The 24,450-nt window shown below is 28.7% G+C and carries 26 protein-coding genes; 9 read left to right on the top strand and 17 right to left on the bottom strand.

The features are described 5' to 3' along the window. Window positions 1-208 precede the first annotated feature (208 nt). The 4 genes from dpaL to CDLVIII_RS05155 all read right to left on the bottom strand — a co-directional run bounded on the left by dpaL (window position 209) and on the right by CDLVIII_RS05155 (window position 4,134). Window positions 209-1,423 (bottom strand): diaminopropionate ammonia-lyase, encoded by a 1,215-nt coding sequence (gene dpaL, locus CDLVIII_RS05170; protein ID WP_009168373.1) that lies wholly within the window; start codon window positions 1,421-1,423, stop codon window positions 209-211. A gap of 496 nt (window positions 1,424-1,919) precedes the next feature. After that, on the bottom strand, window positions 1,920-2,456 hold the full coding sequence (locus CDLVIII_RS05165; RefSeq protein WP_009168372.1) for an XRE family transcriptional regulator: 537 nt from the start codon (window positions 2,454-2,456) through the stop codon (window positions 1,920-1,922). Between the two features lie 93 nt (window positions 2,457-2,549). Continuing rightward, the gene (gene namA, locus CDLVIII_RS05160) at window positions 2,550-3,512 is read right to left on the bottom strand and encodes an NADPH dehydrogenase NamA (RefSeq protein WP_050816309.1); all 963 of its coding nucleotides are present in this window, start codon (window positions 3,510-3,512) and stop codon (window positions 2,550-2,552) included. Between the two features lie 280 nt (window positions 3,513-3,792). After that, complete coding sequence (locus CDLVIII_RS05155; RefSeq protein ID WP_009168370.1) at window positions 3,793-4,134, bottom strand: hypothetical protein; 342 nt, start codon at window positions 4,132-4,134, stop codon at window positions 3,793-3,795. A 233-nt stretch (window positions 4,135-4,367) separates the two neighbouring features. On the opposite strand from CDLVIII_RS05155, the gene CDLVIII_RS05150 reads away from it, so the two are divergent. The 5 genes from CDLVIII_RS05150 to CDLVIII_RS05130 all read left to right on the top strand — a co-directional run bounded on the left by CDLVIII_RS05150 (window position 4,368) and on the right by CDLVIII_RS05130 (window position 6,765). Next, window positions 4,368-5,174 carry a HipA family kinase gene (locus tag CDLVIII_RS05150; protein ID WP_009168369.1) on the top strand — a complete coding sequence of 269 codons (807 nt, stop codon included), beginning with the start codon at window positions 4,368-4,370 and terminating at the stop codon, window positions 5,172-5,174. An 11-nt stretch (window positions 5,175-5,185) separates the two neighbouring features. Further along, the gene (locus CDLVIII_RS05145; protein ID WP_009168368.1) at window positions 5,186-5,569 is read left to right on the top strand and encodes a DUF3037 domain-containing protein; all 384 of its coding nucleotides are present in this window, start codon (window positions 5,186-5,188) and stop codon (window positions 5,567-5,569) included. Window positions 5,570-5,623: 54 nt separating this feature from the next. Continuing rightward, window positions 5,624-5,854, top strand: a complete 231-nt coding sequence (locus tag CDLVIII_RS05140) for a hypothetical protein (protein ID WP_035301673.1) — start codon at window positions 5,624-5,626, stop codon at window positions 5,852-5,854. Between the two features lie 310 nt (window positions 5,855-6,164). Then, window positions 6,165-6,356 (top strand): helix-turn-helix transcriptional regulator, encoded by a 192-nt coding sequence (locus CDLVIII_RS05135; protein WP_009168367.1) that lies wholly within the window; start codon window positions 6,165-6,167, stop codon window positions 6,354-6,356. Window positions 6,357-6,369: 13 nt separating this feature from the next. Continuing rightward, complete coding sequence (locus CDLVIII_RS05130) at window positions 6,370-6,765, top strand: DUF2178 domain-containing protein (protein WP_009168366.1); 396 nt, start codon at window positions 6,370-6,372, stop codon at window positions 6,763-6,765. A 1,071-nt stretch (window positions 6,766-7,836) separates the two neighbouring features. On the opposite strand, the gene CDLVIII_RS05125 is transcribed toward CDLVIII_RS05130, so the two are convergent. The 3 genes from CDLVIII_RS05125 to CDLVIII_RS05115 all read right to left on the bottom strand — a co-directional run bounded on the left by CDLVIII_RS05125 (window position 7,837) and on the right by CDLVIII_RS05115 (window position 12,816). Further along, a complete protein-coding gene (locus CDLVIII_RS05125) occupies window positions 7,837-10,167 on the bottom strand; it encodes a DUF262 domain-containing protein (RefSeq protein ID WP_009168365.1) in 2,331 nt (776 codons plus the stop codon). A gap of 3 nt (window positions 10,168-10,170) precedes the next feature. Continuing rightward, a complete protein-coding gene (locus CDLVIII_RS05120) occupies window positions 10,171-11,688 on the bottom strand; it encodes a hypothetical protein (RefSeq protein WP_009168364.1) in 1,518 nt (505 codons plus the stop codon). A 291-nt stretch (window positions 11,689-11,979) separates the two neighbouring features. Next, on the bottom strand, window positions 11,980-12,816 hold the full coding sequence (locus CDLVIII_RS05115; protein ID WP_009168363.1) for an N-acetylmuramoyl-L-alanine amidase: 837 nt from the start codon (window positions 12,814-12,816) through the stop codon (window positions 11,980-11,982). Window positions 12,817-13,074: 258 nt separating this feature from the next. Between CDLVIII_RS05115 and CDLVIII_RS05110 the strand changes: the two genes are divergently transcribed. Next, the gene (locus tag CDLVIII_RS05110; protein ID WP_009168362.1) at window positions 13,075-13,647 is read left to right on the top strand and encodes a sigma-70 family RNA polymerase sigma factor; all 573 of its coding nucleotides are present in this window, start codon (window positions 13,075-13,077) and stop codon (window positions 13,645-13,647) included. Window positions 13,648-13,771: 124 nt separating this feature from the next. Here the strand turns inward: CDLVIII_RS05110 and CDLVIII_RS05105 are convergent, their stop codons facing one another. The 3 genes from CDLVIII_RS05105 to CDLVIII_RS05095 form a co-directional block, all read right to left on the bottom strand. Continuing rightward, window positions 13,772-14,149: a hypothetical protein gene (locus CDLVIII_RS05105; RefSeq protein ID WP_009168361.1), complete on the bottom strand. Its 378-nt coding sequence runs from the start codon at window positions 14,147-14,149 to the stop codon at window positions 13,772-13,774. Continuing rightward, entirely contained in the window at window positions 14,146-14,397 is a 252-nt protein-coding gene (locus CDLVIII_RS05100; protein WP_009168360.1) for a hypothetical protein, read from the bottom strand. The genes CDLVIII_RS05105 and CDLVIII_RS05100 overlap by 4 nt, the downstream gene beginning before the upstream one ends. 183 nt (window positions 14,398-14,580) lie before the next feature. Further along, a complete protein-coding gene (locus tag CDLVIII_RS05095; protein ID WP_009168359.1) occupies window positions 14,581-14,823 on the bottom strand; it encodes a hypothetical protein in 243 nt (80 codons plus the stop codon). A gap of 381 nt (window positions 14,824-15,204) precedes the next feature. Here CDLVIII_RS05095 and CDLVIII_RS05090 point away from each other — a divergent pair, with 381 nt between their 5' ends. Both CDLVIII_RS05090 and CDLVIII_RS05085 read left to right on the top strand, forming a co-directional pair. Further along, window positions 15,205-15,693, top strand: a complete 489-nt coding sequence (locus tag CDLVIII_RS05090; RefSeq protein WP_009168358.1) for a hypothetical protein — start codon at window positions 15,205-15,207, stop codon at window positions 15,691-15,693. A gap of 108 nt (window positions 15,694-15,801) precedes the next feature. Beyond that, on the top strand, window positions 15,802-15,999 hold the full coding sequence (locus CDLVIII_RS05085) for a YvrJ family protein (protein WP_009168357.1): 198 nt from the start codon (window positions 15,802-15,804) through the stop codon (window positions 15,997-15,999). A gap of 1,413 nt (window positions 16,000-17,412) precedes the next feature. Here CDLVIII_RS05085 and CDLVIII_RS31075 read toward each other — a convergent pair. The 3 genes from CDLVIII_RS31075 to CDLVIII_RS31070 all read right to left on the bottom strand — a co-directional run bounded on the left by CDLVIII_RS31075 (window position 17,413) and on the right by CDLVIII_RS31070 (window position 18,495). Then, on the bottom strand, window positions 17,413-17,718 hold the full coding sequence (locus CDLVIII_RS31075; RefSeq protein WP_035301671.1) for a hypothetical protein: 306 nt from the start codon (window positions 17,716-17,718) through the stop codon (window positions 17,413-17,415). Window positions 17,719-17,860: 142 nt separating this feature from the next. Beyond that, window positions 17,861-18,214 (bottom strand): hypothetical protein, encoded by a 354-nt coding sequence (locus tag CDLVIII_RS05075; protein WP_035301669.1) that lies wholly within the window; start codon window positions 18,212-18,214, stop codon window positions 17,861-17,863. A 116-nt stretch (window positions 18,215-18,330) separates the two neighbouring features. Next, a complete protein-coding gene (locus tag CDLVIII_RS31070; protein WP_009168354.1) occupies window positions 18,331-18,495 on the bottom strand; it encodes a hypothetical protein in 165 nt (54 codons plus the stop codon). A gap of 418 nt (window positions 18,496-18,913) precedes the next feature. On the opposite strand from CDLVIII_RS31070, the gene CDLVIII_RS05070 reads away from it, so the two are divergent. Beyond that, complete coding sequence (locus CDLVIII_RS05070) at window positions 18,914-19,090, top strand: hypothetical protein (RefSeq protein WP_009168353.1); 177 nt, start codon at window positions 18,914-18,916, stop codon at window positions 19,088-19,090. 503 nt (window positions 19,091-19,593) lie between these two features. Here CDLVIII_RS05070 and CDLVIII_RS05065 read toward each other — a convergent pair. The 4 genes from CDLVIII_RS05065 to CDLVIII_RS05050 form a co-directional block, all read right to left on the bottom strand. Further along, window positions 19,594-20,394, bottom strand: coding sequence for a cell wall-binding repeat-containing protein (locus tag CDLVIII_RS05065; protein WP_009168352.1), 801 nt, complete (start codon window positions 20,392-20,394; stop codon window positions 19,594-19,596). Window positions 20,395-20,897: 503 nt separating this feature from the next. Next, a complete protein-coding gene (locus CDLVIII_RS05060) occupies window positions 20,898-22,046 on the bottom strand; it encodes an XRE family transcriptional regulator (RefSeq protein WP_009168351.1) in 1,149 nt (382 codons plus the stop codon). A gap of 24 nt (window positions 22,047-22,070) precedes the next feature. Beyond that, a complete protein-coding gene (locus CDLVIII_RS05055; RefSeq protein ID WP_009168350.1) occupies window positions 22,071-22,724 on the bottom strand; it encodes a hypothetical protein in 654 nt (217 codons plus the stop codon). Window positions 22,725-23,042: 318 nt separating this feature from the next. Beyond that, window positions 23,043-23,480: a GNAT family N-acetyltransferase gene (locus CDLVIII_RS05050; protein WP_009168349.1), complete on the bottom strand. Its 438-nt coding sequence runs from the start codon at window positions 23,478-23,480 to the stop codon at window positions 23,043-23,045. Window positions 23,481-24,450 lie beyond the last annotated feature (970 nt).

Raw genomic sequence — 24,450 nt, 5'->3', positions numbered from 1 at the left:
GTAAAAGAGGCATTTGAAATTGAGCTGTTGAAGGTTCTTAATTGGAGCTTGTTCCATTTACTGCTTGTCCTAAACTTGTTTTAGGAACATGCTGAAATGGATGCATGCTCAAGTTTAGAACCCTTCCAACGAAAATTTCATAAGTCCTCTGGAACAAAAATATATGAAATTTCGGCTGCCCACCAAATAACTCTAAACTCAATGTTATTTATCTATAACTTGGGTACTTTCCATTCCAGACTATGTCTCTATAACTTTCTTTATCTGTATTTCCTTCAGTGCTGAAGCAGAGAATTCTTGAATTTTTATCAAGTTTCAATTTATCTTTTAACCACTGTAAATCTGGATTTTCCATAATTTCAGCTACAAACCCTAATGTCACTGCTCCGCTTTCCCCTGAGATTATTTTTTTATCATCTCCAACTGGATTTCCCATTGTTCTCATCCCTTTTGCAGTAATAAAATCTGGGCATGACACAAAATTATCACTATAGTCTCTAAGAACTTTATATCCTATGCTGCAAGGTTCTCCGCAGGCAAGCCCTGCCATTATTGTATCCATATCACCTGTTACAAAATGAAGCTCTCCATCATTTTTCTCTGCTGTCTTATAAATGCAATCAGCCTTATTAGGTTCTACTATTGTCGTTATTGGCCTGTTTTCTCCATAAACACTAGCAAAAAATCCTTGAACAGCACCTGCAAAAGCTCCAACCCCTGCCTGTAAAAAGATATGTGTTGGCATTTCTGCTTTCATTTCCTGCAGCTGCATATATACTTCGTATGCCATTGTGGTATATCCCTGCATTATCCAAGTTGGAATCTTCTCATATCCTTCCCACGCCGTATCCTGAACCATTACCCAGCCATTTTTCTCTGCTAATTCATTTGAAAATCTTACTGCCTCATCATAATTCATATCAGTTATTGCAGCTTCTGCACCTTCTGCCTTTATGTTATTTAGTCTCTCTAAAGAACTTCCCTTCGGCATATAAACAATAGATTTTTGCTTTAATCGATTTGCTGTCCATGCCACTCCTCTACCATGATTTCCATCTGTCGCAGTAATAAAGGTTATATCTCCAAGTTTTCTTTTCACCTCATCTGAAATCATTTTTTCATATGGAAGTTCATCTATATCTTGTCCTAATTTTTCCGCAATATAATTTCCTATTGCATAACTTCCACCTAATACCTTAAAAGCATTTAACCCAAATCTATATGATTCGTCCTTTACATATATATTGTTTACTCCTATAGTATCTGCCAAATTTTTAAGCTCTGTTAGAGGTGTAATACTATAATTATTAAAACTCTTATGAAATTTCTGTGCCTTCCTAGCTGCATCAATGTTTAAAAATTCCAACGATGTCTTCTTTCCTTTTTTTCTCTCCTGACTAACATTCTTAAATTCCTCACTCATTCTGACTTTCTCCTCTACTTTTAATACATAAATACTTGCACTTAAACTTACAGTTTTCAATGTACAATTTAAGATAATACATTATCCAAAATTCCCTCAGCATATTTAAACTTATTATTTTCTCTCATATACCTCTAAAATTCTTCATTGAATTTCTAAGAATACACTTTAAGAAAAGCTGTAAGCTTTTTTCTCTACACTGTCAATTGTACATTTCTCACTATCAATTTATTCATTCTTTTTTACTTATATTTAATCAACATGACATTAGGCATTATCTAAAAAATAGCAGGTCAATCAGCCTAACTATTTTCTTTCATAGACCTTAAATCTCTAGAAAATTTTATAATTTCCTTTATGCAAAAAAGGTCATCACTAATAAAATAGCGATGACCTCGTTGCCACTTATAAATTTAGTATGACTAAACTTATTTAATATAAGTATAATATCACTAACAAATAATATTGTCAATGAACTCTTAATTGTTATCTATTTTTAAAATTGAGGAGGAGTTATAGTTGAAATAAATATCATTTCTTCATCTCCAGTATTTATTATCTGATGAGGAGTTGTTCCAAAATAGTATATTGTATCACCCTGCTCAAGTGTATATTCGTCTTCACCTATCTTTATCCACATCTTTCCCTTAAGAACATAAGTTACTTCTTCACCTGGATGAGTCAGCGGTTCACTACAAGTCATAGCTCCTGGTTCTAATTTAGCCATAAACATCTCCATCTGTCTATCCATATCTGGAGATAATAACTCGTAAGTCATATGAGATTCGGAGAATCTTATTTTCTTTCGTTCATTTCTCTTTACTACCGGATTTTTACCTTTATCATCTACTAAAAAATAAAATACAGCTACACCTAAAACTTCAGAAATCTTACGCAGTGATGAAATCGAAGGCTCTGATAAATCTCTTTCTATTTGACTTAAAAATCCTGATGTTAAATCTGTTTTCTCTGCTAACTCTTTAAGACTTAATCCAAGTTGTTGTCTTCTTTCTCTGATTTTTTGTCCGATCATGCAACGTCTCCCCCAATACTTAGTACATATTTACAACCTCTTTATATATTTACCATTATCTATTAGCTAAAAAAAATAGTCAACAATTCAAAATCATATTTTTCCTCTTTCATATTGCTTAGGCCAGATTGTTTCATTATCCAATTCATAATCTGCATTTAGTGGCCAATATGGATTTCTTAATAGCACTCTTCCTAAAAATATCATATCCGCTCTGTTATTTTGTAATATTTCCTCTGCCATCTCTGCTGTTGTTATAAGGCCTCCAGCAATTACAGGAAGTCCTGTCTTTTCTCTTATTATCTCAGCAAATTTTATTTGATATCCAGGATATGCCTTTATTCTTGCTGGAACAACTGCCCCTGAACTAACATTTATTATATCTATACCTTCATCCTTAACCAAGTTAATTATTTGTGCTAATTCCTCTGGATGATTTCCTTCTTCAACATAATCCTCTGCACTTACTCTAAGTATTATAGCCTTTTCCTTAGGCCATACTTCCCTAACTGCCTTTATAATTTCTTTTAAAAATCTTGCTCTATTTTCTGTATTTCCACCATATTCATCACTTCTCTTGTTTGAAAGTGGTGATAAGAATTGATTAATTAAATACCCATGAGCACCGTGAATCTCTATAATATCATATCCTATTTCCAGGCATCTTTTTGCAGCTATTTTAAAAGCTTCTATTACTACCTTGATATCATCTTTAGTCATTTCTTTTGGAATCTTATACTCATCATTAAATGCTATTGCACTTGGAGCTATTGTTTCTAAGCTTTTAATTTCGCATTTTCTTCCTGCATGTCCTAACTGTATTCCCATGACAGCTCCATAATTTTTACAAGTATTAACTATTTCTTTTAAGTTTTTAATTTGAGAATCATCCCATATTCCCAAATCTTTATCAGTTATTCTCCCTCTTCTCTCAACTCCAGTAGCTTCTTGTATTATAAGACCGACTCCGCCAATTGCCCTTGTAGCATAATGTATCTTATGCCACTCTGTAGCTAATCCATCATCTTTAGCAGTATACATACACATAGGTGCCATTGCAATTCTATTTTTTAATTCTAAATCCTTAAGCTTAAATTTTGAAAAAAGTTTTGACACAATTATTCCACCTTTCGCATAAGTTATTATATTTTATATGTTTATTTTTAACGCATACCTTAGCTTATGTCTTATTTATTATAATATTACATAATTGTGTACCTATATATCAACACTTTATTGCAAATATATTATATATGCTTAATCATTAAATTATAATAGCACGGATACTTACTACAATATAGTAAGTATCCGTGCTACATTATTTTATATTTATTAATTATCCTAAAAAATAATCTATGACAGTATGTCCATTACAGTTAGGCTTGTTTGAATGTATCTTAACTGTAACAGTTGTCTTATGGAGAATACTTGTATTTATAACACAGGTTACTTCTTCATTGGCTCTAACTTTATCCCATTTACCGCCGCCGCCATCTGAAGATATAATCTCTGCAGAATAAATTCCATCTTCTGGAGTTGTAATCTTTCCGCGAATATTTACTTTTTTACCAAAGCCATATTCACTATCTGTATAAATATAGTCTCCATTATTATCAAAAACAAAGTCAATACCTACACTGTCTCTATCCTTATTTTTATCGAATTTATCTTTTATCATGAAAATTACCCCCATATACATTTTTTACTGTCTTTGATCTATTATTTATAATACGCAGCCTAGCATACCTTTGCATATTATATCTAAAGTAAACACTAAACTTCATATATTAATCATTTCTAATCCATATTTATTATATTCGCCACACTCTCTAATGTTGCATTAAATATGATATAATTAACACACTTATCTTTTAACTAGAATTATCGGACTATGTATAGGAGGATTAAAAGTTGGACACGTATCATGTAGATGAATTATTATATCCAATAGGCAATGGAGCTACTATTCCTATACTTGGAGTTGTTAATAATAAAAATTATATTATAAAAACCTTCAATAATATTGAAGGAAATAAAACTTTAATAAATGAATTGGTTTGTCATTACATAGCTAAAAAATTAAACTTTCCAATTCCTGATGCCAAATTAGGGATTATAGATGAAAATACAGTAATATCTAAAAAAGTATTAGAGCTAGAGGACTTTTCTGATTCCTGTTTTGGATTAGCTTTTTGTTCAGAATTTTTAGAACCTGTTACCGTAGTAACCTCAACCAAAATGCTGCAACTTGCAAGTAATTATGAATGGTTATTGCCTAAATTAATGTTATTTGATCATTTAATTTATAATAAAGATAGAAATAAGGGTAATCTTCTTATTTCACTTTCAAAATCCAATAGACAACTATACATTATAGATCATAGTCATACTTTTAATCTAGAAGCGTTATGGAATACCCACGCACTTGAATATAAAATTATAGATGAAGATTTTAAAGATTCTGCTATAATGGCTGATAATTGGTACCACTATGCAAAATTCAAATCAGTCTTAAATCTTGACCTTAATGTTATGAAAGAAACAGTAGATTACTTCAAAGAAAATTTAACAAAAGACTTTTTGGAAAGTATCGTTGATAAAATCCCTGAAGTATTTGAACATAATAAAAATGAATTAAAGGCATTAATTCAATATTTATTGTATAGAATGGAGCATATTGACTACTATTCAGATTTAATTCTAAATACTAATTATTAGGGAGTGATTTCATGTTTAATATTGATTATTCTATTTTATGCCATCATCCATCTTTGGTTTCAAAGGACTGCATAACATTAGCTATTTTATTATTTAATAGAGATACAAAAGAAACTGCTTTAATTTCAACCCAAAATTGGGATAGAGTCCATTTATTTAATGAGAACTTAGATATAGATTTAGTCAAATTACAACTTGAAGGCATCGAAGATGAAATTGTCGATATCGCTAAGGCTCCTAAGTTTTCATTAGAAAAATATACTAAGTTTTATATTAATGATTTAAAATTTACTGAAATTATTTCAACTAAGGCAGATAATTTTGAAGACTTTGTAAAAAAATGCTCAAAACAATATTTAATTTCTGATTTTAATGAAAAAATTATTATAAAGTAGCGTATTGCTTTAATAGCTGAGCTTCTACCTTTTTGTGTAACAGCAGAGCGCAAATTGCCTGCTTACAAAGTGGTAGGTGGATATCGCGATATAGAAACTATGACTAAAATCTTAAATGAAAATAACATTGATTGTTTTGCTCTTTGCCGTGCGTTCATATATGAAAGTGATTTGATTAATCGTTGGCAATCTAGGGACTTAGAACCTGCAAAATGTATCTCTTGTACTGGATATCTTAAGTCTAATAGTACGTGCGTCTTTAAAAAGAAAGCTACAAATGTATAACAAAAATTGTAATGCTAAAGAATAAAGATGTAACAGTATCAAAGCTTAAGTTATAAAAGTGAACCCAGCAGAAAAATTTATATTCTCTGCTGGGTTCACTATTATAAATAAATAATTTCTCACTTCATTTCTTCAATAAGACTGCTCTCCATTAATTTCTCTTCAATCTCAGTTAAGTACATGCATAAGTATATTTTTGTGTATTTTTAAATTTACTACTAAAAGACTTTGTAAAATACACTTTACATTTATTGCATTTTAATATATAGTTTTAATGTAAAGTTTATTTTACATTAAAAGAGGTACAGATATGAAAAATCGCATAAAAGAATTAAGAGAAGAGAAAAATTTAACACAAGAGGATTTAGCAAATTTATTAGAAACTTCAAGACAAACTATAATATCACTTGAAAAAGGAAAATATAACCCTTCAATTATGCTTGCTTACAAAATATCAAAGGTATTTAATAAAATAATTGAAGAAATATTTATTTTTGAATAGGAGGTCTATTGAAATGGAAAATAAAAAGAAAACTGACTCCATAATTATAGGTGCTGGAGTATGGGCAATATTTTTTATAGGTATAGGAATTTTTGATTTTGTTACCCAAAAGAATGGTTATTTGATTATGTTTTGTATAGGTATATTATCACTTTTATACTTTATATATTTATTGAAAACAACACAAGATAACCTATCAGAAAGATATGAGGACGAAAGAAAGATATTAATAAATGAAAAATCATCAAGTATTAGTTACAATATACTTTTTGCAGGTATTTGTATATTTGAGTTTCTGATAAATGGTAAAATTATTGACATTACTACTGATCTATCACTTGTAATAATTATGGCTAGTGCAATAATTATAAAAGCTGTTACTTATTTAATTTGTAAATATAAATATTAATGTTGAAAATTAAGTAATATGTAATGATATTTAATTCATAATCTTCTTTTACTATACATTATCAAAAATAAATAGCCAATTGCTGAATCTCATTATTAAAGTTATCTGAACTTGCGATTCTTTACTGTGTAATTGTAATATATTATAATGTAGCTTTATCATAACTAGGTAATTTGCCCTTAAAAAATAAAAAAGCCGTAGTACAACGTACTACGAAAGCTATTTTTCAATAAATCTGATAACCATGCTATTTTGAGTTTGTACATAAAACGTTAAAATTGTGTTTTGCCCCTCACTTTGCCCCTTATAAAATAACATTATTTAGGATATAATAACACTAAAGTTTTCCAAGGTGCTGCTATTGGAAATTATTTTGTTAAAATCTTCTTAACTGTAAATAACTTATATTTTTCAATTTTATAAACTTACAATAAAATTAATATTAATTCAAGAATATTAATATTTAGTCTTATGCTTTTTGAATGTAGAAGCAAAATTTAATGTTAATTTTTACATTTTAAATAAGCCGAGTTCTGTATTCCAAAATTAGTATATTTTATTGTACTTTATCGTATCTTAAAATACTTTATAGTTATTGATAACACTAGCTTTAAATTACATGGAATAATTTACCATATTAAATTCTATTTTAGTATATTTTACTGATGGTCGGAAGAATGTCGGAAACTTTTATTATATTATCAGTTGACTACTAATGAAATTTCTATTTATATTACTATTACATATGCTTAAATTGAAAAGTAGAAGTATTAATTTTCTTCTACTTTTTCATCCCTATTTATTTTTCTATCTTTAATGATATGTTTCCTAATGAGGCGTGTGCTGAATGGTTTTATTACATTATAACTTAGCATATTTTATTATATCTATTTGTCATTGGAAACAAATCAAACCTTAGATTATAAATATCATATCTTTACATATTGTATTTTAAAATAATATAGCATATCTTGTTGATGGACGGAAGATTAGTGAAAATTTTAGTTCTTCCGTCAATTTCATAATTTTAATAATATCAATGCTTAAACGTTACTATTATAATTCACTTAATTATATAATATTTTCCAAATCTCTAATAAAATCTAACACATTCAAATTATCTGGTACATTTTGAGCTATCTCAAATTGATTAGCTATTTTATTAAAAACCTCTTCTTTACATACTTTAATTTTATCAAGTGGAATATTACATAGTGCTACCCACAATAAATAAAAGTTTTGATTTGTTCGGCTTTGAACATTGGCTCGTTTATGAGATATTAATATATTAAATTTTTCAAAATTATCTCCTGTTAATTCTTTTAATTTATCAATGAATACAGATACATTATTTACTGAATCTAAAAAAGAGGTATCATTGTTTTTAGTAATATTATCAAATAGTGTTGTTATATTAGATTTCTTATTCATTCTGGCATTAATTCTTTTATTTCGAATGAAGATATTAATTGTTTCAGATGACTTTACCTTATCTTTTAAAAATCTATAATCCGCATATGCCAATGTAGTGATTAGCTCTTCATTTTTCATACGTTGGTCTGATTGTTTAAATAATTTATTAGCATATTCTCTTGATATATCTTTAATCTTATATACTACTTGCATATCAATATATGCATTCCACATTTCAAAAGTATTAGGAAGGATAGGATATGGTTTTGTATTTAACCTTAAAAACAAGTCAATTGGAGAAAATTTTTCATTGTTTGCTTGATTAATTTCAACAATATCAATTGGAAAATCTAAAATTTTATCCTTTAAACTGTTATCCTTTTCTTCGATTCTATCTATATCTAAATTATTTAGTTCCTTTAAAATTCTCAATTTTGATAGCTTAAATTTATCTATATTAGAGGATTTAAATTCACCATCTTCATCTTTATAAACTTCACCCAAAAAACCAATAATTGATAGTAATCTTTGTTGTCCATCAATAACTTCTGAAACAGAATCATCTCGCTTATAAATAAATATTGGTGGAATTTTGATTCCAAGTAAAATACTTTCTAGAAGATATGATGCTTTCTGTTTGCTGATTACTTCTGAGCGCTGATATTCTGGCCTTATTGAAAATTTTGATGATTTGATATCCGTTAGAATATCATATATTGAAGATGAAGCTGGATCCGTCTTTGATAGTTTAAACTCCAAAAATTGATTACTCTCAATACCTATTTCCATTATATTTTTATATAGTATTGAATTTTTAAAGTACATTGTAAAATCAAAACCATATTCTCTATATAAGTAATTTGATACCAACAAATATCTATTAATAACAGATTTATAATAATGACTACCAGTTTGTGCAAATATACTTTCTAAGCTTTTATTTTCAGTATTTATATTTTCCCACAGTTTTAAATTAGATTCTGCTTCATTTATAGCACTTGCCATTTTTAAGCAATCAATTTCTTCAAATAATACTTGCTTTTCTTTGTAAATTAATGTAAACGCCCAAAAACTCACCTCATAAAATAGTATATTATTTGCCAAAGGAGACTTAATATTACTCATATGTTTTTTTAATTCATTAACTTTTTCTACTATGCTTTTGTAATAACACAAAATCTTTTCAACCTCAGCATTCTTAAACTTTAAATAATAAAAGGTTTTAATAGAATCTGTTTTTGATTTTGCAGAAGCATAGCTATGTATTGGTATAAATGGTAATGCAATAAGAACTCTTATTCTCGACAATAAGTAATTTACCCTATCTCTTCTTTGTAATTTTTGTTTTCTATGTGGTACAAATAGAGCAACATTTTCATTAAGGAAAGAAGTGTTTTCTTCAAATAGTTTTCTAAATGATTGTGCAATTTTATCATCTATGAATTCAGCTCGTTCTATTTCATGTGGTTTCAGTGCTGTAATACCAGAATTATATCTTCTAAATATTTCTTTCTTAATTTTGTCTTTTTGTCTCTCCGTTAATGAAGGTTCATTTAATACACTAAAACGTAAAATTCTTATTTTTGTATTTATAAATGAATCCGATATCTCTTCTGGTAATTGAATAAATTTCTTTCCACTTAAATTAGTAAGGGATTTAAGACCTTTTTCAGAAAGAACAAGTTTGTCTTCTAAAAAACGTTTTATAGTTTCATATCTTTGTCTACCATCTATAACTTCTTTTTTAATTCCATTATCAAATAGTACAATAGGAGGAACTTCTGTTCCTAATAATATACTTTCAATGAAATATGTGGCTTTATCATCGTCCCAAACATATTTTCTTTGATAATATGGTTCAAAATCAACAGTATCAGAAAATCGTTTGTTTAAAAAAGTATGTGAAATTGACTTTACCGTATTTTCTATCCTTAAATTATTCTTAAAAACATCTACTATATCACTACAATCAAGATCAAAAAGTGCCATGATTTAACCTCCTATATATTCTCTCTCTTTTATACATTTTTCTTTAAATCCATCAATTTCTTTGCTTACTACTGAGCCTTGAAAAAAGAATTCATTATTATAATTAAAACGTTGTTTTACAAGACCATCTACTGCAAATCTAAACACATATTGCCAACTTAAATTCTGGAAAGCATTTTTTATTTGATGCACTGCTGGCAACCATTCATAAATGTATCTGCATTCATCAAAAATCATTGCATCCATAAACATTTTTGTTTCCTTTGCTCTATATGATATTCTTTTAGCATTATGAGATACATAATGCATAGGATACGAAAGCTGATTAATGGTTAAATCTAAAAACATATTCTTATTTGGCTTGTCCAAAAACTGATACATACTTCCTGAATCAAAATATTCAAATAATTCTTTAATATCTCCACGTATATTATCTCCATTCTTTATAGTTTGAATTATTCTCATTGAACTTAACAAATCAATATTTTGAGGAGTAATACCTGTCATTTCACTGGCTAATTTATTTATCTTAGAAATACCCCTATCTGTAGAATTAAACCCTTCAAAAAACTTATTACAAAGAAAAAACTTGTAAACTGAATTATTCTTGATTGCATTAACATCCTTGATATCTATATAATCGCACATAGGTGGAATAACATCTATAAAGTCACTCCAACATCGTGAATTGGCAAATCTTAAACTTGGCACAGTTACTGACGCTATATCACAAATAAGTGATGTTATCAATTCTCCATAGTAGTAATCGAAATTATCATCTAATTCATTAAATTTGCTTTGATTAATTTCTTTGAAAAATGCTTTTTCATCATCTATTAGTCTAGCATTCGAATTTTGTTTTAATAAAAAATATTTTGACATAATGTCTACATATATAGATCGCTCAGTATGGTTACCTGCTTCTATTTCCGCAAAATTTGTTAACAACATTCCTGGAGAATTTAATCTGTGATACTTAAATAATGTTGAAATACATCTTAATGCATGTTTGTCAGATATTAATGATCCACAAGCATCTATATATACAATGTCAAACTTTTTAGGAATAGACTCGAAAAACTTTTCAATAGACATTTTTATTATTTTAGGTTGCTTAAAATTAGAATTATCATAAGAGTCAAGCGCTTGGGTATAGATTCCTCTATTCATCTCAAAAGCCCATATATTTTGTGGTAATATTCCTAGAGAAATTAACTCATTAAAATCATTTTGTGGTTCTGGTCCAGATAAATAACAAACAGTTAAATCTTCGGGTTTCTTACTTCCAATTTGAACAGCCCAATGTCTCTCCCATTCAACAATATAATCTAAGTCTATTTTAAGAGTTTCATCATAATCATGCCCTTCAGCTAGTGAAAGAAGATAATTATATATATTTCTAACATAATAGTTATCCACACAACTAGCTGAATTTCTATCAATTGTAAGAGACTTTACAGCATGTTGAAGCATTATTCTCCGCGCTTTATTTTTAATATCTTGTGTATAAGTAATATCCATATAATTTTCTCCTGCTAAAATTTTAATGAAACAATTAGTTTTTTGACTCTATAGTTTCCCAGATACTAGCTATAGATAATATGAGAATTTTCAAATTACTATATTGTTTATTTTTGATACGTATATAATGATAACCCATCTCTTTCATCATAAATAGTCTATCCTTATTATACTACAAAATTTTATAAATTCACCTATATTATCCCAAGTAATCCTAATTATTATAATATAATATTCCACCCAATTTCCGCTCTTATCAACGCTCCAACCATCAGGAGTAACGCAATCACACTACATCTTCCCACTATCATCAAAAGCATAGCACCAACTATCTACACACTTCCACAAGGGTTTATCCTTGCTTCCTCTCAGCATTTTACAACTTGAATCTAAGTAATACCATGCTTTATTATTTTCATCATAGTGCCAGGCATCTTGTAACGCATATCCCCTACTATCAAATATATACCACTCTCCATCAATCTCCTGCCATCCATCTTTTGATGTATAGTAGCTTTTATCTTCTATATTTAAGCAATACCACCACCCAATGTCATTTCTGTTCCAACCCAAGTTCCATTCTCCACAACTAGAATCATTAGCACCAACTAAACCACAAACAATAGCTCTAGCAATAATCTCCAGATCATACACATCTGCATCCTCACTATCAGCAAACAAACACTCAACTAAAATTGCAGGCATAATAGTTTCATTTAGAACAATCAAGTTTCTTGTTTTCATCCCTCTGTTAGGTAAATTCAAAGCACTTGATAATGATGTACTTATTTTAACTGCATATTGATTTGCTACTTCTGATTTACCAGTAACCAAGACCTCTGGACCAGTTCCTCCCCCTGCATTTATATGAATTTCTACATATAATTCCACATCTATTGTCTTTGCAATTTCATTAGCTTTATAAGCTCTTTCATAACAATCTTCACAGCTATAGCTATTACTCTTATCAATTCTAAGTAAATTAACTCCATGTCCTTTTTCTTTTAAATAATCTGCAACCAAAGCTCCAATATCACGACTGCAATTGCTCTCATTTAGCCTATCAATAACTCCGCTCCCAACATTTCCACTTGCAGTATGCCCTACAGCTATTATAAAATCGCTCATTTTTATACACCTACCTCTAATTTTTTTACTTTTTCATATAAGTTATACACCTTTAAAAAGAGCAGCTATGCTGCAACCAAGAACTTCAATATAAAAAACCTAAGTAACAACATAAGTCTAATTATTTTTATACTCCTATATACGTTATATGTAATCTAGCCATATATACTATATATAGAGGTAAATTTAAAACCAAACACAATATATGTAAAATAATTACTTTAATTCATAACTCTTATATTGAAAATGGAGGTTTGTATGGATTTTGATTTTATTGAAGCTTTAGTTACCAGATGTAAAAATAATGATGAAGAAGCAAAAGAAAAATTAGCTTATGAATTTAGGCCTTTAATTTATAATATTTCTAAAAGAACTTTCATTGATGGATATAACCCATATGATATTATCCAAGAATGTTACCATTCACTTTTCAAATCTGTTTCTAGGTACAATTTAGAAAAGCATAGATTTGTTGCCTATGCTACTAATGCCATTAAAAATAATATGAATGATTTAATAAAAAGAACTAAAAACAGAAGATCTACTGAAGGTAGTGATGCATTAAGCTTACATGCTTATGTTGAAAATGATTTTCCAGGTCTTGAAATTTCCACTGAAACTTCATTATGTGAAATGTGTGACTATGAAGATTTAAAATTAGCTCTTAAGAATTTAAATGAAGAGGAAGTTGAATTTATAGATTTTGTATTCTACAAAAATTACACTGTTAAAGAATATGCTTATTTGAAAAATATGTGTTACTCTACTGCTATTCTAAAAAAGAAAAGCATTTTAATGAAAATCCTTGAAAACATTTCATTGTATTATTAAAGCTAAACATCTAACAGCTCCAAGGTTATCCTTGGAGCTGTTATTATTACAATATTAATCAATTTAATTAAAAATATGGTTTCAGTTGTCCTGTACATTTATTAATTGCATATTATTTTGACATTTAACACTCCGAAAACTCTAGACACATATTTTTGATGCTAATATCAGCATTAAGTGCTTTCAATAAATCTAATACAATGAGTAAATCAATGTCAATCCCATAATCCATTTCACCAACACATAAAAGAACATCATGTACAGTGTAATCATTATTAATATTTACATTTTTAAAAGGCTTCATTAAAACAGATTCATAACCTCCAACGCCATGCACATTAATAAGCTCTTCATTCCCATCAAAATGAATATAATCACTATTTATTAGAGTAGTAGCTGAACCAGTATCTATCAATACATTTTCAAAATGCAGCAGCTTATTATCAATAGCCAAGTCCAAGGAACAAAATAATAACTTATGTTCGTACCTTAAATTTATCATCTCATTAATCCGATCCTTTCGATTTTAAATTCAAGGCTTTCTTTCCGTGTATCACCAATATTTAATTTACGTGATTTATCCTGTTTATGAAGATTACAATAATACTTGTAAGCTGTGTTTAAATCTGAAAACACTTCTACTATTGCTAAATCTTCAACAATTAATTTATTATCTTCCTCATATTGTTTCAATCCATCAAATACAACCCATTTATTAGGATAAGTCTTTCTTACCTCATTCCATAGCATATCTAAAGCCTCCTTTTATAATATCATTTTTTAACTTATTGCTTTATCTCACATATTTAACTTAACACATTGTCTATACTGTAATTATAACCTATATTTAAATTTCTTAAAACATCTCAAATTCTCTTGTTTACAGATTCTTATTTATTATAATTTCATAGTTCTAGAGATTAAAAATATACTCTATTCAAAACTAAAATTATTCACAACCTCTGTAGTTTTGTCCACATAATTATCAACAACATGATCTATTCCATCACAAATCTGTTTAAGGCTGCAGCCTTGGCATTTATCTAATATACCATCCTCTATCAATGAACATTTTAAATCATCTTCAAAAGTGGAATTTCTAATTGCCAATGCTATTTGTTTTTTATCAAAAACCTCTCCTTCTTCTGATCCAATCTTAATTTCATCTCTAATCATTTTTAAACACCTTCCATTAATTTATTTACAGCTTAAGAAAATTTATTAGCTGCTATTATAGATATATGTTTTATGCTCTGACGTAACATTAAATTAAAGAATATTTTTATAGCTGTACACCCTCTCAACCAGCATTTTAGGCGCATATTCTGAAGAATATTTATGGTAATATGGTTTAGAATATTTATGGTGAACCATATTAGAATATGCTTCATTTAGCCATATATCCTAAGTAAGATAAGTAAGAATCAAAAAGTGAATGCCCAAATTTTATATTTGGAAACATGAACTTTCCCTATGGGCATCTTGCATTTTGTTATTCGAACTTAGTTAACTAGCTCTGCTAGTTAACTTCATTAAAATTAAAAGGAGACTATTTATATGGCAAGAAGAAAACAAGATAAACTACCTATAAATGATTTCGCAGCTGAAGAGAATATAGATGTTTGCAGATTTACATCTGAACCTGTTGCAAATGGAGATTGTATTTCATCATTTTCATTCGATGATGATTCCATAAATGAAAATAAAACTAATTTTACAATATATAATGAAAATATGAACAATATTAGTACCTCTTCTAAAGCTACCATAGACTTTAATATTTCCTCTACCACTAATCCAAATGCATCAAATCAAAATAGTACCTTAGAAGATAATAGAAAAGCTACTGTAGTAAATGGTATGGCTCCACCTATTAATGGAGAATTCTTAGATGTGAAGAGAACCTATATGCTTAGAGCTTCTACTGTTAGAAAAATTAATGAACTTAAAAGTATCCATCCTCAATTAAATACTTATGTAAGTACTATAGTTGATTTAGCTATAGCTCATTACTATGAACATATAATTAATGGTGGCAGTCAGTAGTAAATAATTTTCCTAATTTATTGCTAATCGTAATATTGATATTATTTTATTTGTTTTATGAATCAATATGCTTTTGCTCATATATCCCTTATGGGAGGTGATTAAATTATGGAAGTGAACGAATTAATAAATTTGATAGTGAATAATGGTTTCCCTGTAGCTGTTTCTGCATATTTGCTGATTCGCTTAGAAAAACAAATTGTTAGCTTATCAAGTTCAATTAATAAATTAAATACCATAATATCAGCAAAGCTTGGAGTAGCTCTAGATGTAGATTCTAGTGATGATCCTAATAAAGTAGCTTGAATAAAGGCGATAAACATTTTATTTAAGTGTTTATTGCCTTTAAATTTATTCGTACTTCTTTAAAGGAAGATATTAATATACTTTAAGCAAAGAAAATCTACGTTTTAAAGAACCTCATTTAATAAAGTTTCTACTCTCCTATATTCCTTTCAGCTTGAACTAATTAATATCTTTTAATTATGCTCGTTACACTCGTAAGTTAATGTTTCTCTCAATAAAAGGAGTTAAGATGGACAGAATAAAGCTATTACAGTTATGATATAATTTAAAATTTAGCTATAGCTTTATTTAGTCCATCTTTTGTAATTCAATAACGTCGCTTCGCTCCTAAGGAATAGAAGTTCCAGCTATTTTATGGATTACATTATTTTTTAGTACTTTAATATTATGGTGGTATGTTCTAAACATTAATAAAATCCATATAGCTTCTACTTCTCATTGTTTGTTGTAGCCTGCGGCAGCAAGGAATAAATATATATGAGCACTGCGTGCTCCTTGTGGCTACGCCACTCCATTAGTTTAGTTTTATTTCTATGTACTTAATTTGAATTCTATATATATGACTAATAAGTTTACTATATTTTATATGCCTATACTGTTATATTATAGATAGTATTGCTATAGCTATAGCTATATACGTATTTTTTAAAGGACATGTTGTTTTTATAAATTGATATCTGGGCACTTGATCCATCACCCAAAAAAGGGGACAGGTTATTGCCTCCTATTTCTAAGTCGTTAAAAGTCTCTTCCAAAGTCAGAGCCTTTTACCAACTAAGAACTAGGTAGGATTAAACTAGTCCTTTGTTTGGGTACCCGATGGAGTGCGTCTGGGTGGTGATGTTTGCTGATACATTAATAAGTAGATAATTTACAGTATTCCATTTCCTAATAGTATATTAAAATTAGTCCACCCCTCTTACAGGAACTGAAGTATATATTTTATTTTATGTGCTTAGCAACTTTAGTATATGACTCTTGTACAAAAACAACAGCATGGTGAAGCACAAGGCTTATATTCAGGTTGTATGGTAACTTTATAATTTATGGATATACTGGAACTTTAGATATTAGGTCAGTACACTGACAAAAGGTCGGGGCCTTGGACATGCCATCACTAATATATAATTAAATTTGATCGGAAGAGTGCTGGCAGGTCCATCTTGTACTTGCTTGCCGGCTAGTCATTTTTAGTAATGGCGTTATTTCCGCTACAAAAAATCCAATAACTAAAAATAATCAAAATTATATTACAGGGAAATTATTTTTAGTCATTCGGTTTTTTTCGCTTCAATAACACTCATCCCTAAAAATGACAGGCTGAAAAGCAAGTACAAGAATGCCCCTATAGAAACTTTGGAAAATTCTTTTATATTGGGTTTATTGATATATTTATGATATACTGTGATTTTTTCATCCAAAAGCTTGAGAGAATCTATTAAATAGGCTTTTTTCATATTTTAGGGTATATTTATTTAAAATTAAAGTAAAGACACGCTGTGCTTTAATCTTGACTTGAATTTCAAATAAATATGTGTAGTCAATATGAAAAAATCTATGTGGTATTATGCTGTCTGGTGGGATACGCTCTCCTGTAAAGCTCATTGCTGCTTTGAAGCTTGTCCACTTTTCTGTTCTAGGTAAGCTTTTCCTTTTCCTCTTGGAGATTTCTCCCCTATACCTAAAATGAATTTCTGTTAAAAACAAAATAATTGCCATGTCTATAAATTTTATCAGGAAATCCCTCTTCAATTGCTATTCTTATAATCTTTAAATTGATATCAATGTATATCATCTTATAACCTTCTTTTCCTATAATATTTTCTCTTTTGGGGACTTTCGCCCCCTATGTACTTAGTATTCAATATAACAGTTCGTTTTCTCCAACGCACTTTAGAACATTTTCATGTTCATCCTCAAATTGTTCATTCATTTCTTTTTCCCAATCAATGAACGAGCTACCTTCTATTTTACTTCTTATTGATTTCCACATTCGAAAATCATAGTCATTAATACTATAGATGCCTTTTCTAACAATGCTCTTACTGAAGCTTAGTTTTAACCCATAGAGACTATGGCAAGCGCCTTCATATTCTATTATTATTGAACCATCTTTCAATCTGTAAGACATTTCAGAAAATCTAAAGTCCTCTAATTCAGTTAAATATTCATATTGTGCAATTAATGTCTTTGTTTGATACTTCCTTTTATCCATTTTGTACAACCTTCCTTTCATGCCCTCCCTCTATTAATATTCTCTCCATACCTAGAAATTTTATGCATTTTTATGTACAAAAAAAGTACCTGTTTTTAGATACTTTAAATTGTTCTTTATTCTCCCACACACATTTTAATGTATGCTCTTAATGCATTACTTACATTCTTTCCATTCCTATGACAATATGCTTCAAACTTCTCATATAATGCCACTTCACACTCAAAATGAGCTTGTTTAGTTGGTGCTTTTTCTAGTTTAGGTTTTTGTTTATTGTCCATACTTTCGTCACTCCTTCTCTGTCAAATATTGTGTCCATTAATTCAAGTATTATACATTCCGACCTAATAAAAAAAGTACATTTAGGTACAAGCATTTACGAATATTCGTTCCCATTAATGGGCATAATTATAGTATAAAGATTTATATAATAACTTTTATATTTAGAGAGGATTTGCGTAATCATGAGAAAATTCACATTTACAAAATGGCTCAATACTAAAGAAACTTTTAATTCATTTGGCCACTACAAATATTGGTTGTCCACCATGTCCAAAGAAGAAGCTAAAAACACTGATTTCTATTATCACGAGAAATATCAATACTTTTTAGAATATTTACAAACTGAATGGGATTAGAGACACATGCCTATCTACGCCTATTAGAAACTTAATATATAATATGAAGGGAATGAACCTAATGACATTTACAACATGGCTTATAAAAGAAAAAGGCTTTGTATCAAAAGCTCAATTTGATTCACTTGTAAATACATTACCTTACGCAGTAAGAAGTAAATTAATTCTATACTATAAAATAGAATATAAACATTACCTTGATACAAGACCACTGCAACTTGAAATTGAAATTAAATAAACCTGGAGAGGTACTTTCCCAGGTCTATTTCTCATAATAATAAGCATTGCTGCTACAAAACCAAGCTTATAAAAATATAAAACTCTAATACCTGACTATACCAACGTCAAAACTTAAAATATTGAAAACCTACAGCATTAACTGCCAAAATTATAGGACAAGCTTCTGCTGTTTTTGGGGTAATTACCAAGCTCCATAGAAAATAAATATTGTACAGGGGTGAGTGCTCGCAATCCCCTTTACAATATTTATGTTCTACTGGTATAATTGCTCTTCCCAAAAACATTATTTTAAGAAAGCTCTATTATTATAATCTAAAAATTAAACTTCTCTTCATTCTACAATATCTTATTTATTAGAATTTTTGTTTATATAGAGCTTTTTAAAAATTTCTTTGTTGGTATTTCCATATACCTTAATTAAATCCAATTCCATAAATAAAAAACTATCTACTGAAATAAATCTACTATTCTGAATACTAATCAAATAATTTTTATATACTTCTATTTCTCTGGTGCCCTATATCCAGCTGCCTGTGCTTCCTCAACTGTCTTAAACCAGCGTGCAACATTTTTTGTTCTACTATAATATGTACTACCTGGTACGTGATATATATGATTTACACTTCCTTTTATAAGACCATTTCCATTTTCATCTACATATTGAGTACCACCTGAGCTACTGCTTGTAACTGAATTACTACTTCCACTAGAATTACTTGAATTTTTCTCCTCCATTACCCCGCTTGCTGATAAGTGGTAGCCATCAACTGTAGTATTTTTTTCCATTGAGCCATCGGAACTTAGGTAATACCATTTATCATTACTTTCTTTCCATCCAGTCTGCATAACTCCCAAATCATCTAAATAATAGTCTTTTCCATTATCTTTTACCCAGCCTGTCTGTAAAATTCCTGAAGAACTTAGATAGTAAGACTTATTATCATCCTTAATCCATCCTGTTTTTGTCTTCCCATCTTCTCCATAATAATACCATTTCCCATTTTCTTGTGTCCATCCAACTTTTTTAACATCCTGAGGTTTCTCAATTTTTTCTTGCTTTTGTTCTCCTCCTGTATTTTCTACCACTTCGTTCTTACTTATTGTGCTATTAGTTACCTTTGTAGAATTGCTCGAATTAAAAACTCCAACTAAAATCAAAAAAATAATTGTTGCTGTTCCAAAATATTTAAGAACATTTTTTCTGTTTCTCTTACTTTCTTCCAGCCAAAACATTAACTTATTAGGCTTAATAATTCCTATAATAAGGCAAATTAAACTAACCAAAAATAAAAAATTAATCATTCTTATTTCCTCCTATTGTCATTTATTTAATTATTTCTACATATTATCCTAAATTCCTTTTATGTATAAAACATGAAATTTCATTATGATTCTTACAAAAATGCTTCATCATTAATATTCAGCATACCTTAAACAAATCTAATTTTATAAATAAAAAAGAATGATCTACTAGGGTGAATAGATCATTCTAAATATTGGTTATTATATATTTAATAGGGGTAAATAATATTTAACTACTTTATGTTTATATAATACTTGCAATTTGTGACAGTAATATAACAAAATTAAATTTATATTATCTGTCGACTTTTTGTAGGCTTAGGTAACTACTCATCTTATAAATTTAATTATCGATTATGCTTTTTCAGTATTATATATTTTACTATCAATTATAAATATTATTATCTTACGTCCCATCTTTAAATTACTGCATTTTTGAAGTTTTTCATAGCAAAAAATAGAGATACTATTATCTGGAATAGCACCTCAGTTACTCATTCAGCCTATTTTATTAATTTTAATATATTATTACTTCTATCAAAAAATAATTTATCTAAAGAATAAAGCTCTATTGCTTCATCTTTATTTAACTCCAATTTTTCTAATATTGCTTCTTTTGTATAAATATTATTTTCTAGTAATATTTCAAATGCTTGTTTGAATAAATATGGAGTTTCTTTCTTTATTTCTTCATCTAATGGTTCTTTTCTATAATAGCCATATTTTATCATCTGTGAATTTAAATATCTTATTTGATTATCAGTTAAAATATTTGCATTTTGACATCTTTTTATCATCGCTGATATTGAGACTTTCCATCTTTTCTTCAATAGAATAAAACTATCTATAGATGAAGATATGACTTCTTTATTAAAAGCTTCTATCGGCAATAGAAATGCTGATGCAAAATAATTTGCTTGTTCCTCAATTTTGTTATATAGTTCTTTATCTTCTTCTAGTTCTTCTTTATCTATATATCTATGCATTAACAAATGAGCCAATTCATGTGCCAAATCAAATCTTAATCTTGTTACTGACTCCTTATCGTCACCTAAAAAAATATATGGTACTCCATTTTTCCAAATAGAAAATGCATCTATTTTTTTTGTTCCTATCTTTAATTTAGTAATAACAAAACCTTTTGATTGTAATAAATCTACTAAATTATCTATTGGAGACTGATCTAATCCCCAGTATTCTCTTAATCTTAAAGTAAGTTCTTCTATTTTTCTATTGTCTATGCTTTCTACATCCACTTCAGCAAGCTTAGGTATTTGTAATTTAGGCAATTCAAAATATGATTCTATTAACATATATACTTTTTCAATCCATGTAATTCTAGACTTACATGCATCTTTTAATTTCTTAGTTATATTTTTATTACTCCTAAAATATATTATCTCATTTTCTAGACTTTGATTATGATTTGAACAGAAAAAATTTATTGGAAAATCTAAAATTTCTATTAGTTTAAATAATGTTTGTGAACTTGGCTTTGTTTCACCTTTTTCAAATTGTGATATTGCTTGACTTGATACGCCTATTAGTTTTGAAAGTTGTGATAAAGATAGAGCTCTTGCAACTCTAGCTTCTTTTAATTTTGCTGGAACTATCTTATTACTTTTTATAGAACCAAACTCTATAACCTTCATAACTATGTTTTCACCTTCCTAATCTTATTTTACTAATCCTATTGCCTCTTCTTTAAGCGATAGTATTCTCTTTTCAGTTTGCTCTTTATTAGTATCCATTAAAATTGTTTGTTTATACTCTTCCAATGCATTAAAAGTTTCTTCTACTTTTTTCATATCCCAACTAGGAATCATAAAATCTAAATGATCTATTTCTTTCTCCCTAACCCCATATCCTAAAATCATAAAAGTATGCTTTTCTTCACCGATTTGTGCTTCATTATTTTCAAAAATTAACATTTTTATTTGTTTTCTATGCTTCGCATTAACTTCTGATTCTTTCAACATATAATCAGAAATCTTATTACTGTTATGAAGCGTATTTCTTCTAACCGTTTTATGTATCTTCAATCTAGTTAATTTATTATTTAAAAATAAAGCCTTACTTTTGAATTTATTGACATCTTTTAATTGAACCTTAAATGGAAATTCCTTGGATAACACATCATCTTCAAATTGTCTTTTTATAACAAAGCTTAGGATTCTAGTTCTAATTTCTGAAAACGAATCTGACCTTGTCAATTCTGGATAATCTTCTAATAATCTTTTGTATGCTGAAACTCCAATATACAAAATATAATATATACTTTCCCTTTCTTCCTTTTTTATCAATTCCTCTATCTTCTCATTAACTTCCACACCAATCACCTCATTCCTATTTTATATATAAATTATAGCATCAGTTTTTGTATATCACAACTTTTTTATCAAGTAAATATTTATTTTTTTGTCTTTTTATCAACTAATACTTTTTCATTTCAATTTTCAAAATCTCACTTTTATTATATAGGCGCCGTCAATATACTTGCTTTTCTCCCTATCCTTATTAGTGATGAGTGTTATTGAATCGAAAGAAATCGTATCACTAAAAATAATTTCCTCTTTAATATTTATTTCTATTATTTTTTGAGTAATACGTCATTAAATATATATCTTTTTATTTTAATTGCAATTGCATTATAGTCCAAACTGTTCACCTGAAGAAAGTTTATTAGGAACTACAACCCACCCTATAGAGTTAAAAGTCTCATCCATGCCATAATTATTATTTTGTGTAAATATAAATCCCGTTTTAATTCCGACTTCTCCTAACTTTAACAAAGAATGATTTAGCATCCTTTTTGCAATTTCACTAACTCTATACTCATTAGATACAGCAATATGATAAATAAATCCTCTTATTCCGTCATGTCCACATAATAAAGCTCCTATTACTTTTCTATCTACTGTGCATGCTACCGAACTAACACCTGGATTTCTCTTGATATATTTTATCAAATCTTCTTTTTTAACAGAATTTTTTAAAAAAGATAACTCCAAAGCTATACTCCACAATTCAAGTACGTGATTTACGTCTAGTTCATTCATAGCTCTAATTATTATCTCATCTTTCATCTACTTCACCTCGTTTAATATAATTTTTAAATAATAATTAATCTTGTCCTTAATTATATATTATCATCGCATTATTCAATTTTCAAAGAACATTGTTTTATTTAGTGCATACTTTTTATAAGCTACACATTACCATAGGTACTATTAACTAATTTTTTCTAAAGAGCGCCGTCAATGTACTTGCTTTTATGCCTGTCCTTGTTAGTAATGAGTGTTATTGGAGAGTAAGAAACCGAATCACTAAAAATAATTTCCTCTTTAATATTTATTTATATTATTTTTAGTGATTGGATTTCTTAAGCGGAAAGAACGCCATTACTAAAAAGGACTAGTAGGTAAGCATGTACATTGTGGACCTGCCCTCACCTTCCATCAAACCTTATCTCTATTATCCTGGTGTGGGCAAGTCCAAGGCGCCCTTTTATTTATGCACCTGCAGCATCATCTCCATTAACTCAATGCACTAAATACCATAAGTAGCACATTCTCTGTAATCTGCCCCAGAAAACCCAATTACCACAAAGAAGGCATGTACATTTAGCTAAATAACGTTTCCCGAAGTGTTCTAGCTGAAATTAAAGACTAAATCTTAATTTTCATAAATTCTAAAAACACAAAAAGAACATAAAAATTCATAGCCTTTAATATTTTAGCTTGGACATTTACGGGACAACGAGTTATTTAGCGAAGTGTACATGCCTTCTGCGCCCACCGGGAACCCAAATAAAGGACTAGTCTAATGTATAATAGCTCTTAGTATATAGGAGGTTGAAGCTTGCCGGAAAACTCCTATATGCTTAGAGCTATATGCTGATGACCTGTCCTTTTTTGGGTGGTGGATGGCGGCGCCAAAGAATTATCTGTCTTAAAAACTTTTACTATATAAAATGCGTATATAGTAATACTAACCATACTAAACATATATAAGGTGAATAACACATTAACTTTAATAAACTATGAGCTTAAGCAT

This window comes from Clostridium sp. DL-VIII (genome assembly GCF_000230835.1).
Classification (GTDB): domain Bacteria; phylum Bacillota; class Clostridia; order Clostridiales; family Clostridiaceae; genus Clostridium.
The sequence above is the reverse complement of the archived record's forward strand: the minus strand, read 5'-3'. Positions and strand labels throughout refer to the sequence as shown.

Coding starts and splice junctions, on each gene's coding strand:
- dpaL (WP_009168373.1), bottom strand. CDS start 1,423: ATGAGTGAGGAATTTAAGAATGTTAGTCAGGAGAGAAAAAAAGGAAAG.
- CDLVIII_RS05165 (WP_009168372.1), bottom strand. CDS start 2,456: ATGATCGGACAAAAAATCAGAGAAAGAAGACAACAACTTGGATTAAGT.
- namA (WP_050816309.1), bottom strand. CDS start 3,512: ATGGCACCTATGTGTATGTATACTGCTAAAGATGATGGATTAGCTACA.
- CDLVIII_RS05155 (WP_009168370.1), bottom strand. CDS start 4,134: ATGATAAAAGATAAATTCGATAAAAATAAGGATAGAGACAGTGTAGGT.
- CDLVIII_RS05145 (WP_009168368.1), top strand. CDS start 5,186: ATGTTTAATATTGATTATTCTATTTTATGCCATCATCCATCTTTGGTT.
- CDLVIII_RS05135 (WP_009168367.1), top strand. CDS start 6,165: ATGAAAAATCGCATAAAAGAATTAAGAGAAGAGAAAAATTTAACACAA.
- CDLVIII_RS05130 (WP_009168366.1), top strand. CDS start 6,370: ATGGAAAATAAAAAGAAAACTGACTCCATAATTATAGGTGCTGGAGTA.
- CDLVIII_RS05125 (WP_009168365.1), bottom strand. CDS start 10,167: ATGGCACTTTTTGATCTTGATTGTAGTGATATAGTAGATGTTTTTAAG.
- CDLVIII_RS05120 (WP_009168364.1), bottom strand. CDS start 11,688: ATGGATATTACTTATACACAAGATATTAAAAATAAAGCGCGGAGAATA.
- CDLVIII_RS05115 (WP_009168363.1), bottom strand. CDS start 12,816: ATGAGCGATTTTATAATAGCTGTAGGGCATACTGCAAGTGGAAATGTT.
- CDLVIII_RS05110 (WP_009168362.1), top strand. CDS start 13,075: ATGGATTTTGATTTTATTGAAGCTTTAGTTACCAGATGTAAAAATAAT.
- CDLVIII_RS05105 (WP_009168361.1), bottom strand. CDS start 14,149: ATGATAAATTTAAGGTACGAACATAAGTTATTATTTTGTTCCTTGGAC.
- CDLVIII_RS05100 (WP_009168360.1), bottom strand. CDS start 14,397: ATGCTATGGAATGAGGTAAGAAAGACTTATCCTAATAAATGGGTTGTA.
- CDLVIII_RS05095 (WP_009168359.1), bottom strand. CDS start 14,823: ATGATTAGAGATGAAATTAAGATTGGATCAGAAGAAGGAGAGGTTTTT.
- CDLVIII_RS05090 (WP_009168358.1), top strand. CDS start 15,205: ATGGCAAGAAGAAAACAAGATAAACTACCTATAAATGATTTCGCAGCT.
- CDLVIII_RS05085 (WP_009168357.1), top strand. CDS start 15,802: ATGGAAGTGAACGAATTAATAAATTTGATAGTGAATAATGGTTTCCCT.
- CDLVIII_RS31075 (WP_035301671.1), bottom strand. CDS start 17,718: ATGGCAATTATTTTGTTTTTAACAGAAATTCATTTTAGGTATAGGGGA.
- CDLVIII_RS05075 (WP_035301669.1), bottom strand. CDS start 18,214: ATGGATAAAAGGAAGTATCAAACAAAGACATTAATTGCACAATATGAA.
- CDLVIII_RS31070 (WP_009168354.1), bottom strand. CDS start 18,495: ATGGACAATAAACAAAAACCTAAACTAGAAAAAGCACCAACTAAACAA.
- CDLVIII_RS05070 (WP_009168353.1), top strand. CDS start 18,914: ATGACATTTACAACATGGCTTATAAAAGAAAAAGGCTTTGTATCAAAA.
- CDLVIII_RS05065 (WP_009168352.1), bottom strand. CDS start 20,394: ATGATTAATTTTTTATTTTTGGTTAGTTTAATTTGCCTTATTATAGGA.
- CDLVIII_RS05060 (WP_009168351.1), bottom strand. CDS start 22,046: ATGAAGGTTATAGAGTTTGGTTCTATAAAAAGTAATAAGATAGTTCCA.
- CDLVIII_RS05050 (WP_009168349.1), bottom strand. CDS start 23,480: ATGAAAGATGAGATAATAATTAGAGCTATGAATGAACTAGACGTAAAT.